We start from the raw sequence: 11,534 nt of genomic DNA on the forward strand, positions 1-11,534 counted from the left end.
ATTGTGCACTAACATGAGTGTGACAGAGCGACACCGGTACCTGTCAACGTTTATGTGACCGCCATTACAGACCTCATGTGAAGTTCACGGGGACCGCGGAAGCAACCGGAGGGGAGATCACAGAGTGCCCGCCCATAAACTGGACGCCGTGACAGAACCGGGTACCCGCGCGGAGCGCAAGGAGCGCACGCGGCAGGCCTTGATCGACGGCACACTCGATCTGCTTCGCGAACGGTCGTTCGCGAGCGTGAGCCTGCGTGAGGTCGCGCGGTCCGCCGGCATCGTCCCCACCGCGTTCTATCGACACTTCGCGTCCATGGAAGACCTCGGGGTCGCGTTGGTCGAGGACAGCATGCGCATGCTGCGCCAGATGCTGCGCGACGCCAGACGCAACCCGAGTACCAAGACGGCCACCGAATCCTTCGGCATCCTGGTTCGTCAGGTCCGCAGCCACGAGGATCAGTTCCGCTTCCTCAGTCGCGAGCGCTACGGCGGAGTCACCGAGGTACGTCGCGCGTTCGCCACCGAGCTCCGGCTGTTCGTCAGCGAGCTGACCATCGACCTCTCTCGCATGCCCGGTCTCGAACGATGGGACGTCTCCGATCTCGAGATGACGGCCGACCTCCTGGTCTCGACGATGCTGACGGCGGTGGTCGGTCTGTTGGAGATCGACCGGCCGGGTAGTCAGAACGAGAAAGACCTCATCGAACGCACCGAGAAGCAGATCCGGATGATCATGCTGGGGATGAGCAAATGGGAACCGCGACGGGCCTGACCGTCGGGCACGAGCGCGAGCCGCGAAGGAGCATCATGACCACCGAGCTACACATCGGCGAGTACACGTTCGAGCTGGCACAGGCAGGTCCCGTCGACGGCGTACCCGTCGTTGCGCTGCACGGCTTTCCACAGACCAACGCGTCGTGGTCGCGGGTGACCCCCGAATTGACGGCCGCGGGCTGCCGCGTCCTGGCCCCCAACCAGCGGGGCTACTCCCCCGGTGCCCGCCCGATCGGCGTCGAGCACTACCGCATCGAGCGTCTCACTGAGGACGTCCTCGGTCTGCTCGACGCCTTCGACCTGAACTCGGCGCACCTGGTGGGCCACGACTGGGGTGCTGTGGTCGCCTGGCATGTCGCTGCCGAGTATCCCGACCGAGTCCGAAGCCTCACTGCCGCATCCGTTCCGCATTCCGCGGCGTTCAACTGGGCCATTCGCGAGGACCCGGACCAGCAACAGCGGTCGCAGTACTTCGGTTTGCTTCGCGAACCCGAGAAGGCCGAGCGAGTACTGACCGACAACGACGCGCAACGGCTCCGCGCGATGTTCGGGGCCGAGAGCCTCGACGACGAATACGTTCGCCATCTGACGGTGCCGGGAGCACTGACGGCTGCGTCGAGTTGGTATGCCGCGATGACGCGGGAGTTCGCGAACCTACCTGCGGTGACGGTGCCGACCACCTACGTGTGGAGCAACGGCGACACCGCCATCGGCCGGGCCGGCGCGGAGCGCTGTGGCGAGTTCGTCGATGCGCCGTACCGATTCGTCGAACTCGACGGCATCTCCCATTGGATCCCCGAGGAAGCCCCCGACAGACTCGCAGCCGAGATCTTGGATCGCATCGGGTCGGTCTAAACCTGTTCCGGGGCGCGAACTTTGAGCAGTGCCAGCAGCCCGGCGGCGAGGACGATGATCAGCCCAGCGATACCTGCGCGGTCGGCGTCGAACATCCACACGAACAGCCCGAACAGCGAGGGCGCGAGAAACGACGCGGCCCGACCCGTCGTCGCGAACAGTCCGAAGAACTGCCCCTCGCGCCCGGGCGGTGCCAGTCGGGCCAGGAAGGTACGCGCAGACGATTGCGCGGGCCCCACGAACAGGCACAGGATCAGCCCGAAGATCCAGAACATCGTCGGTCCCGACACGAACAGCAGAATGGTTCCGGCACCGATCATGGACGTGAGCGAGAAGACGATGACCTTCTTGGGTCCGATTCTGTCGTCGAACCGCCCGGCGACGATGGCACCGAGGCCTGCGATGACATTGGCGGCGACGCCGAACAGCAGTACGTCCGCCGCGCCGATGCCGTAGACGCTGACGGCGAGAACGGCTCCGAAAGTGAACACGCCCGCCAGTCCGTCTCGGAACAGTGCGCTGGCGATCAGGTAGTAGACGGCACGCCGGTCTGCGCTCCACAACTCGCGCACATCACGAAAGAGAACGCGATAGGACTCCGCGAAGCCGGCCTGTGCCGCCTCGGGATCGGCGATGGCCCTGGGCACCTCGGGAACTGCGAACATCACCGGGATGGCCGAGACCGCGAACCAGACGGCCGCCAGCACGGCGACGAGCCTGATGTTGAGCCCTCCGTCGGTGCTCAGCCCCAGCAGGCCCCGAGTGTCGCCGTCCCCGACGATGAAACCGAGGTAGCACAGAAGCAGTAGGACGATTCCACCGAAATAGCCCATCGCCCAACCGAATCCGGACACGCGTCCGATATTGGCCGGGGTGGAGACCTGCCGCAGCATCGAGTTGTACGGAATACTGGCCAGCTCGAACATGATGGATCCGAGACCGAGCAGCAGCAGCCCGAGCCACAGATAGTGGTAGTCGTCCTGTACGAAGAACAAGCCGGCCATGGCCACGACCGTCAATGCGGTCAATAGCCCCAGCAGCCATTTTCTCTTGCCTCGGGCGTCGAAGTACTGCCCGCACACCGGTGCCAGCAGTGCGATGACGACGCTGGACGCGGCGATCGACCAGCTGAACCACGTGGTCGCCGAGATGGATCCGGGTAGGTCGTCACCGACGGCATCGGTGAGATACACCGAGAACACGAACGTGAGAATGACGGCATTGAACGCGGCCGATCCCCAGTCCCAGAACCCCCAGGCGGTGACCTGCTTGCGCGTTGTGGCGACTCCGACGACAGCGGCCTCCGGCTGGGTTCCCATGGTTGCCAACACTAGCCCGCGACGGGCCCACATTTGTGTGCACCTAGTTGCATAGTCACCACGTTGCATACATACTCTCGGGTGTGGCTTTGGAACACGCGATTCTGGTCTCCCTCACCGAGCTGAGCGGCTCGGGGTACGAGCTCGCCCGACGGTTCGACAAGTCCATCGGCTTCTTCTGGAGTGCAACTCACCAGCAGATCTACCGCACTCTGACGCGGATGGATGGAGCGGGCTGGATCACCGGTGAGGCAGTCGCGCAGGACGGCCGACCCGACAAGAAGGTCTATTCGGTCAGCGCTGCGGGCCGAGCCGAGCTCGATCGGTGGATCGCCGCACCGACCGATCCTTCGCAGCTTCGCGAAGAACTCGCCGTGAAGATTCGCGGAGCGGCCAACGGTGACATCGAAGCGTTGAAAGTCGAAGTCGCCCGCCACCGCGACGTACATGCCACCCGTCTCGACGTGTATCGACTGATCGAGAAGCAGGACTTTCCGGCCCCCGCTGCCCTGACCGGTACCGCGCTGCATCAATACCTGGTGCTCCGCGGCGGGATTCGTGTCGAAGAAGGATTCACCGAATGGTGCACCGAGGTATTGGAGAAACTGTGAAGACCGAGCAGACCACTGGTCCGTACCCGATTCTGTTGTCGCCGTTGGACGTCGGCGCAACCACGCTGAAGAACCGCGTGATCATGGGATCGATTCACACCGGCCTCGAAGATCGCGCCCGCGACACCGGCCGCCTGGCGGCCTACTTCGCCGAGCGTGCCCGCGGCGGAGTCGCACTCATCATCACCGGAGGTTACGCCCCCAATCGCACCGGGTGGCTGTTGCCGTTCGGGGCCAAGCTGACCAACCGCATCGAGGCCCGTCGGCACCGCAGGATCACCACTGCCGTGCACCGCGAAGGCGGCAAGATCGCGCTCCAGATCCTCCATGCCGGACGCTATTCCTACCAGCCGCTGAGTGTGTCGGCATCGTCGATCAAGGCTCCCATCAATCCTTTTCGGCCCAGGCGATTGACCTCGAGGGGCGTTCGCTGGCAGATCAGAAACTTCGTGCGGTGCGCCCGACTCGCACAGAGCGCCGGCTACGACGGCGTCGAAATCATGGGCGGCGAAGGCTACTTCATCAACCAGTTCCTCTCCGAGCGCACCAACAAGCGACGCGACGAATGGGGCGGTTCTGCGGAGAACCGTCGCCGAATGGCAGTCGAGATCGTGCGACAGACGCGGGCTGCGGTTGGCCCGGACTTTCTCATCGTGTTCCGGCTGTCGATGGCCGACCTCGTCGAGGAGGGCCAGAGCTGGAACGACATCGTTGCCCTCGCCGAGGACGTCGAGGCCGCAGGCGCGAACATCATCAACACCGACATCGGCTGGCACGAATCGCGGGTGCCGACCATCGTCACCTCCGTCCCCAGGGCGGCGTTCGCCGACATCACCGGCAAGCTCGAAAAATACGTGAGCATCCCCGTCGCCGCGTCCAACCGCATCAACATGCCCGAGATCGCCGAGAACATCCTCGCCCGCGGCGACGCGCAGCTGATCGCGATGGCCAGGCCGATGCTCGCCGATCCGTTCTGGGTCGAGAAGGCTGCTTCCGATTCCGCGGATCGAATCAACACCTGCATCGCCTGCAATCAGGCCTGCCTCGACCATGCCTTCGTACACAAGAAGGTCTCGTGCCTGGTCAACCCTCGCGCCGGTCGCGAGATCGACCTGCAGTTGTTGCCGACGAAGAAGACCAAGAAGGTGGCGGTCGTCGGGGCCGGGCCCGCCGGACTGTCTGCGGCGCTCACCCTTGCGCAACGCGGACACGCTGTCAGCCTGTTCGAGGCCAGGAGCGAGATCGGCGGCCAATTCGGTATCGCCCGTCTGATTCCCGGCAAGGAAGAGTTCGCCGAGACCATTCGCTACTTCTCCACCGCTCTGCGCGACGCGGATGTTGCGGTACACCTCGATACTCGGGTCACCGCCGCAGAACTCGCCGCGGGCGAATTCGACGAGGTGGTCCTGGCCACCGGTGTCACTCCCCGGATGCCGCAGATCCCAGGTATCGATCACCCGTCCGTGCTCTCGTACGCGGAACTGGTACGCGACGGTAGGGCCGTCGGCGACCGGGTCGCGGTCATCGGTGCCGGCGGTATCGGCATCGACATCTCCGAGTTCCTCACCACCGACGCCTCCCCCACGCTGGACCTGAAGGAATGGAAGCAGGAGTGGGGAGTCACCGAGCCCGAGGCCGCGCCGGGCGCGTTGACCACCCCGGTGCCTGCCGCATCTCCTCGGGAGGTCTACCTCCTGCAACGCAAGCCGGGACGTATCGGGGCCGGTCTCGCGAAGACCACCGGGTGGGTTCACCGCGCAGCGTTGAAAGCCAAAGGCGTGCATCAGCTTTCGGGGGTGAACTACGAGAAGATCGACGATGCGGGCCTGCACATCTCGTTCGGCGAGAAGCACGAACGCCCACGCTTGCTCGAGGTCGACACCATCGTGATCTGCGCGGGCCAGGAGTCGGTCCGGGATCTGGTCGACGAGCTGAAGGCCGCGGGCACCACCACACACATCATCGGCGGTGCGGACGTGGCGGCAGAGTTGGACGCGAAACGGGCGATAGAGCAGGGCACCCGGCTCGCGGCCACGATCTGATCTGTCCGCTAGCCTGTCTCACCGTGAGCCTGCCCAAGCCCAGCCCCGATGCCCGCGCCGTCGTCACCGGAGCCTCCTCCGGTATCGGTGAAGCCCTGGCCACCGAACTCGCCACCCGTGGTCACTCGCTGATCGTCGTGGCCCGACGCGGCGAACTGCTCGAGGCGCTGGCCGCGAAGCTCACCGCCGAGCACGGCGTCACCGTCGAGGTGCGGGCGTCGGATCTGTCCAACCGCGAGCAGCGCCAGGAGCTGGTCACCGAGCTCTCCGAGCGTGAGATCTCGATCCTGTGCAACAACGCAGGCATCGCGACGTTCGGACCGGTGGCCGGGCTCGATCCCGCGTACGAGCGTGATCAGGTGGAGCTCAATGCCGTTGCCGTACACGACCTCACGTTGGCGGTCATGCCCGGCATGATCGGTCGCGGAGCAGGCGGCATCCTCATCACCGGTTCTGCGGCGGGCAACATGGCCATCCCCAACAACGCGACCTACGCCGCGACGAAGGCCTTCGTCAACACGTTCTCGGAGTCACTGCGCGGTGAGCTCGCGGGCACCGGCGTCAACGTCACCCTGCTCGCTCCAGGCCCGGTCCGCACCGAGACACCCGACCCGGCCGATGCGTCGATCGTCGACAAGATGGTTCCCGACTTCCTGTGGATCGACAGCGCCTACACCGCGAAGCTGTCACTGGACGGCCTGGCGAAGAACAAGATGCGCGTCGTTCCCGGCCTGCTCAGCAAGGGCATGTCGGTAGCCGGGCAGTACAGCCCGCGCAGCATTTCGGCGCCGATCATCGGCAGCTTCTACAAGAAGCTCGGCAGCTAGTACCCGAATCCTGGTCGTTCCGCGGGCTCCACTCCCGACTGAGCAAGCTCAGCGCCGCCGACGCCGACCGGTTCCGAAGATGCTGCGCGAGATTTCCCGCCCGGCGGCCGAGGCAGCCGATCGAAGGAAGCTCTTGACCGCTGGGTTGCCCATGATGCGCTCCGCGGCCGACGGCCCGTCCGGCTCGCTCGGGGGTAGTTCCGGCAGATCGGCGGGCAGCGGTGGGATATCGAACTTCTCTGCCGGAGCGGGCACGTCGGCCACGCGAGCGTTCATCCGCTCGTAGGCGGACTCGCGATCGATTGTCTCGCGGTACTTGGCGGAGAGGGTGCTCGACGACGCGGCGGCCGCGATGGCGTCGTTGCCGATGGTGTCCATCAGGGACCGGGGCGGGCGAATCTTCGTCCACGCGACCGGTGTCGGAGCGCCTTTCTCAGAGAGCACCGTCACGATCGCTTCTCCGGTTCCCAACGACGTCAGTGCCTTCTCGAGGTCGTACGCGTCGGTCTTGGGGTAGGTGCGCACCGTCTTGTTCAGTGCTTTCTGGTCGTCGGGAGTGAAGGCGCGCAGAGCATGCTGGATTCGCGCGCCCAATTGGGAGAGAACGTCGTTGGGGACGTCGGTGGGCAGCTGCGTGCAGAAGAAGACCCCGACGCCCTTCGAGCGAATGAGCTTGACGGTCTGTTCCACCTGCTGCAAAAAGGCTTTCGACGCGTCGGCGAAGAGCAGATGCGCCTCGTCGAAGATGAACACGAGCTTGGGCTTGTCGACGTCACCGACCTCGGGCAACGTCTGGAACAAATCGGCCAGTACCCACATCAGGAAGGTGGAGAACATCACCGGGCGTGACGCCTGAGCACCGAGCTCGAACAAGGTGATGACGCCTCGTCCGTCGGGTCCGACGCGGAGCAGGTCCTCGGTCTCGAGTTCCGGTTCGCCGAAGAAGGTGTCGCCGCCGTCGGCCTCGAGATTGGCCAAGGCGCGCAGGATGACTCCGGCGGTCGCCGACGAGACACCGCCGATGCCTTTCAGGTCGGCTTTGCCTTCGTCACTCGTCAGATGCATGATCACCGACCGCAGGTCCTTGAGATCGAGCAAGGCAAGTCCCTGGGAATCGGCCCAGTGGAAGATCAGCCCCAGGGTCGACTCTTGAGTGTTGTTGAGCCCCAACACTTTGCTGAGCAAAATCGGTCCGAACGCGGTGATCGAGGCCCGCACCGGCACCCCGATTCCCTCAGTGCCGAGCGAGAGAAATTCCACCGGGTGTCCGGCTGGAGCCCAGTCCGTCAGGCCGGTGTCCGCAGCGCGGCTGCGGATCTTGTCGGTGTCTTCGCCCGGCGCGGACAAGCCCGAGAGATCTCCTTTGACATCGGCCATGACGACGGGAACCCCTGCGGCAGAAAGCTGTTCGGCTATCCCCTGGAGCGTCTTGGTCTTGCCGGTTCCGGTGGCCCCGGCAACGAGACCGTGCCTGTTCAACGTGGCCAACGGAATACGAATGCGGGCAGCGGGGTCGGTGACACCGTCCAGAACGACGGTTCCCAGTTCCAATGCCGCACCTGCCGATGTGTATCCGGCGGCGATCTCGCTTGCTTTACCGTGCACCGCCGGTGCCGACCCTTGCTCTGCGGCACGCGCCTCGGCCTCGGCGGCGTCGGCCGCAGCCAGAGCTTCGGCAGCCACCCGTGCGGCTTCCACGGCCGCCGCTTTGGCCGCCTTCGCCTTCTCGGCAGGGCTGAGCGTGGGTGCCGGCTGCGTCGGGTCGCCTGTCATGTCCGCATCCTTTCGTGAACGTGCGCTGAAGTGAACGGGGTCGATCGCCACCGCAAACCCTAGTGGCTGTGGTGGGCGCACTACTGTGGAGCGAGTGCAGGACAAACTCGTGTGGATCGACTGTGAAATGACCGGCTTGGACCTGAGCAAGGACAAGCTGATCGAAATCGCGGCGTTGGTGACCGACAGTGAGCTCAACATCCTCGGAGAGGGTGTCGACATCGTCATCCACGCCGACGACGATGCGTTGGCGAACATGCCGGCCGTCGTCACCGACATGCATGCCAAGTCGGGCTTGACCGACGAGGTGCGCGCGTCGACGGTGAGCCTGGAGGAAGCCGAGCAGCGCGTGCTCGCGTACATCAAGGAGCACGTCCCGGTGGCCGGAACGGTTCCGCTCGCGGGAAACTCGATCGGGACCGATCGTGGATTCATCTCTCGCGACATGACCGCGCTCGACACCTACCTCCACTACCGAATGATCGACGTCAGCTCGATCAAGGAACTTTCTCGACGGTGGTACCCACGGATCTACTACGGGCAGCCGGCCAAGGGCCTTGCGCACCGCGCCCTCGCGGACATCAAGGAGTCGATCAAAGAGTTGCAGTACTACCGCCGGACGGCCTTCGTGGCTCCGCCGGGGCCCTCTACCAGCGACATCGCAGCAGTTGTTGCCGAACTCGACACGCAATCGGGGGCGGATTAGCAACCTCGGATTCAACCCGCTAGTATTGTCGACGCTGCTGATGCAGAGCCCGAAAAGGTTCTGCGGACGCGTGCAATGGTGGGCGTAGTTCAGCTGGTAGAGCACCAGGTTGTGATCCTGGATGTCGCGGGTTCGAGTCCCGTCGCTCACCCCACACGAAGAAGGCCGGTCTCCTCGCGAGACCGGCCTTTTTCGTGCATTCACTCCACCCTTCGTAAGGGTGTTCGAGCGGACGGTGCGTACCCACCCTGACCTCGAATTACGTTGTTGTAATTCAGTTTTCGAGTTTCTTATGGGGTTTCTGTGACGTACGGTTACCAATGGCACTTTTGGGGAAGAAAAGTACCAACGTGATTCATGTGTTTTCTGCTACGTGAGTTCAGCGTGCCCCGAAGCGTCACCGAACATGCTCGACGCCCAGCTCGCACCCATCCGACGGGTGCACGGCGGGCAGAGACGAGGAGGCTTTTCGTGGGTCGCAGAATGCACAGAGTCATAGCGGGTTCGATCTTGTCGGCAGCACTGTGCATCGGCACAACCGGCTTGCTCAGCCCAGCGGTGGCCACCGCTCAACCCACGATCGAATTACCTCAGATCCCGATCCCCCAGCCCGATGCGCAGCAGCGGGCCGCAATACTCGCCGCGGTGCTCGACGCCACCGGTGTGCTCATCAACCAGGTCGCGGCGATCGTTCTCGACGGCGACGTGCTGTCGGTGCCGGATACCGCAACTCCCGCGGATGTACCCGAGATCGAACTTCCGAGTGCGCCGCCCACGGTGGGGCTCGGCGGTGCCGTGCTCCCGATCGACGCAGGCAAATATCGCATCACTTCGGGTTACGGCGGACGCAACAACCCGACCGGCAACGGCGCGCAGTACCACCAGGGTGTGGACCTGGCTGCCGACAGCGGAACCCCGATCCATGCGGTGACCGGCGGAACCGTCGTTCAGGCCGGAGACGCGGGCGACGGCTACGGCAAGCTCGTTCGGGTCAAGAGCGGAAACACCGAGACCTACTACGGCCATCAGTCCAGCCTCGCTGTGTCCGTCGGTGACGAGGTGGCACCGGGAGATGTCCTCGGGGCGGTCGGCAGCACCGGCAATTCGACGGGACCGCATCTGCACTTCGAGGTCCGCAACAACGGCTCGAGCATCGAACCGGTCGCGTACCTGAAGACACTCGGGATCGATCCTTCGCTCTACCAGACCCGCGATCGAAGCTGATCGACACCGATCAGACAGTGGTGGCGTTGCCCGCTTTCCACTCGTCCCAGGGGATGTTCCAGTCGCCGAGACCATCGGTCCCCGACAACGTTCCACCGACGGTGTTCTTGACGACGACGATGTCGCCCCGCTTGGTGTTGTCGTAGACCCACTTGGCATTGGTGGGGCTCAGATTCAGGCAACCGTGCGAGGCGTTCGAGTACCCCTGCTGTCCCACCGACCACGGTGCGGAGTGGAAGAAGATGCCGCTGTACGACATCCGCGTCGCCCAGTCGACCGGAGTGCGGTACCCGGTGGACGAGTTGACCGGCACACCGTAGGTCGACGAATCCATGACGAGATGCTCGAATCGATCACCGATGATGTAGACGCCGTTGTCCGTCGGGGTGGAGTCCTTGCCCATCGATGTCGGCATCGTGATGACATCCTGGCCGTTGACGTTGAACGTCACCTGCTTGGTGTTGTCGTCCGCAGTGGCAATGACCGCGTCGCCGATCGTGAACGACGTCGTCGCATTCTCCTGGCCGTAGATGTCGTCACCGAGATCACGCCCGTACACGTTGACGGCCACGTCGACCTTGGTGCCCGGTGCCCAGTAGTTCTGCGGTCGCCAGCGAACCTCTTTGTTGTTCACCCAGTAGAACGCACCTTCCACGGCCGGCGTCGTGGTGACCGTGATCGCATTCTGGGCAGCAAGCTTGTCGGTGATCGCCTCGTCGAACTGGACCGCGACGGGCTGCCCGATACCCACCACGTCGCCCGGGTTCGGCAGAACGTAGGGCTTGGTGAAATTGCCCGGCTGGCTGGTGGTGAAGCTCGACACCGTGCTCGATGATCCTCCGAGTCCGTACGCATCGGCCTGCACTCGATACTCGCGGTTGTAGCCGAGGGGTTCGGTGTTGGTCCACGACAGCCCGTCCGGAGCAATGGCTCCCGATACCGGCTCGCCATCGGGGTTGAGCATGGTGACCGAGGACAACTTGCCGTCGGCAACCGAGACGGTCACCGGGTCCGCCGGTGAGAATCCGACTGCTCCGTCGAGCACGCTCGCGGTCAGCTTCGGTTTCATCAGTTCGGTCATCGGATTGGAATCGATCGGAACGGAGGGTTCGGAGATGTCCGTCTGCGAGCTGCACCCGGACAGCACCGCCACCGAAGCGACAACTCCCACCGCGGCGAGAACGAATCCTCGAGACACCCTCATGAACACACCACTTCCCACTTCGAGCCCGACCCGGACGATTCTGCCAGCGCAGAATCCACACATTCCACTCGACAGCCCGTTCGACGAATAACGTTCGAGTACCAATCGCACTGCAGAAAGTTGGTGTTACCTCCCTGCCACACAGAGCGGTGCCGCGAACGCACATCACCGCCTCGTCCGACGCCCGGTGAGGACA

The 11,534-nt window shown here is 64.2% G+C and carries 10 protein-coding genes and 1 tRNA gene; 8 read left to right on the forward strand and 3 right to left on the reverse strand.

Features of this window, described 5'->3' with window-relative positions:
• Positions 1 to 148 precede the first annotated feature (148 nt).
• A complete protein-coding gene (locus tag J2X62_RS12935) occupies positions 149 to 775 on the forward strand; it encodes a TetR family transcriptional regulator (protein WP_027497609.1) in 627 nt (208 codons plus the stop codon).
• Between the two features lie 35 nt (positions 776 to 810).
• Positions 811 to 1,632, forward strand: a complete 822-nt coding sequence (locus tag J2X62_RS12940) for an alpha/beta hydrolase (protein WP_310181051.1) — start codon at positions 811 to 813, stop codon at positions 1,630 to 1,632.
• Here the strand turns inward: J2X62_RS12940 and J2X62_RS12945 are convergent.
• Positions 1,629 to 2,951 (reverse strand): MFS transporter, encoded by a 1,323-nt coding sequence (locus tag J2X62_RS12945; RefSeq protein WP_167326143.1) that lies wholly within the window; start codon positions 2,949 to 2,951, stop codon positions 1,629 to 1,631. The two genes, J2X62_RS12940 and J2X62_RS12945, sit on opposite strands and share 4 nt — an antisense overlap.
• A gap of 83 nt (positions 2,952 to 3,034) precedes the next feature.
• On the opposite strand from J2X62_RS12945, the gene J2X62_RS12950 reads away from it, so the two are divergent.
• The 3 genes from J2X62_RS12950 to cmrA are packed head-to-tail and all read left to right on the forward strand — an operon-like array spanning position 3,035 to position 6,431.
• Positions 3,035 to 3,562: a PadR family transcriptional regulator gene (locus J2X62_RS12950; RefSeq protein WP_027497612.1), complete on the forward strand. Its 528-nt coding sequence runs from the start codon at positions 3,035 to 3,037 to the stop codon at positions 3,560 to 3,562.
• A complete protein-coding gene (locus tag J2X62_RS12955) occupies positions 3,532 to 5,604 on the forward strand; it encodes an NADPH-dependent 2,4-dienoyl-CoA reductase (protein WP_310181053.1) in 2,073 nt (690 codons plus the stop codon). The genes J2X62_RS12950 and J2X62_RS12955 overlap by 31 nt, the downstream gene beginning before the upstream one ends.
• Positions 5,605 to 5,627: 23 nt before the next feature.
• Positions 5,628 to 6,431: a mycolate reductase gene (cmrA, locus tag J2X62_RS12960; RefSeq protein ID WP_032370197.1), complete on the forward strand. Its 804-nt coding sequence runs from the start codon at positions 5,628 to 5,630 to the stop codon at positions 6,429 to 6,431.
• 48 nt (positions 6,432 to 6,479) lie between these two features.
• Here the strand turns inward: cmrA and J2X62_RS12965 are convergent, their stop codons facing one another.
• On the reverse strand, positions 6,480 to 8,204 hold the full coding sequence (locus tag J2X62_RS12965; protein ID WP_045841294.1) for a helicase HerA-like domain-containing protein: 1,725 nt from the start codon (positions 8,202 to 8,204) through the stop codon (positions 6,480 to 6,482).
• Positions 8,205 to 8,298: 94 nt separating this feature from the next.
• Here J2X62_RS12965 and orn point away from each other — a divergent pair, with 94 nt between their 5' ends.
• The 3 genes from orn to J2X62_RS12980 all read left to right on the forward strand — a co-directional run bounded on the left by orn (position 8,299) and on the right by J2X62_RS12980 (position 10,134).
• The gene (gene orn / locus J2X62_RS12970) at positions 8,299 to 8,910 is read left to right on the forward strand and encodes an oligoribonuclease (RefSeq protein WP_027497616.1); all 612 of its coding nucleotides are present in this window, start codon (positions 8,299 to 8,301) and stop codon (positions 8,908 to 8,910) included.
• 78 nt (positions 8,911 to 8,988) lie between these two features.
• Positions 8,989 to 9,064: transfer RNA gene (locus J2X62_RS12975), tRNA-His, on the forward strand.
• A 329-nt stretch (positions 9,065 to 9,393) separates the two neighbouring features.
• Positions 9,394 to 10,134 (forward strand): M23 family metallopeptidase, encoded by a 741-nt coding sequence (locus tag J2X62_RS12980; RefSeq protein ID WP_205912818.1) that lies wholly within the window; start codon positions 9,394 to 9,396, stop codon positions 10,132 to 10,134.
• Between the two features lie 10 nt (positions 10,135 to 10,144).
• Here J2X62_RS12980 and J2X62_RS12985 read toward each other — a convergent pair whose 3' ends face one another.
• Complete coding sequence (locus J2X62_RS12985; RefSeq protein ID WP_032370364.1) at positions 10,145 to 11,338, reverse strand: Ig-like domain-containing protein; 1,194 nt, start codon at positions 11,336 to 11,338, stop codon at positions 10,145 to 10,147.
• Between the last annotated feature and the right edge of the window lie 196 nt (positions 11,339 to 11,534).

The organism is Rhodococcus sp. 3258 (assembly GCF_031456475.1).
In the GTDB taxonomy this organism is placed as follows: Bacteria; Actinomycetota; Actinomycetes; order Mycobacteriales; family Mycobacteriaceae; genus Rhodococcoides; species Rhodococcoides fascians.

Coding starts and splice junctions, on each gene's coding strand:
- J2X62_RS12940 (WP_310181051.1), top strand. CDS start 811: ATGACCACCGAGCTACACATCGGCGAGTACACGTTCGAGCTGGCACAG.
- J2X62_RS12945 (WP_167326143.1), bottom strand. CDS start 2,951: ATGGGAACCCAGCCGGAGGCCGCTGTCGTCGGAGTCGCCACAACGCGC.
- J2X62_RS12955 (WP_310181053.1), top strand. CDS start 3,532: ATGGTGCACCGAGGTATTGGAGAAACTGTGAAGACCGAGCAGACCACT.
- J2X62_RS12965 (WP_045841294.1), bottom strand. CDS start 8,204: ATGACAGGCGACCCGACGCAGCCGGCACCCACGCTCAGCCCTGCCGAG.
- J2X62_RS12980 (WP_205912818.1), top strand. CDS start 9,394: ATGCACAGAGTCATAGCGGGTTCGATCTTGTCGGCAGCACTGTGCATC.
- J2X62_RS12985 (WP_032370364.1), bottom strand. CDS start 11,338: ATGAGGGTGTCTCGAGGATTCGTTCTCGCCGCGGTGGGAGTTGTCGCT.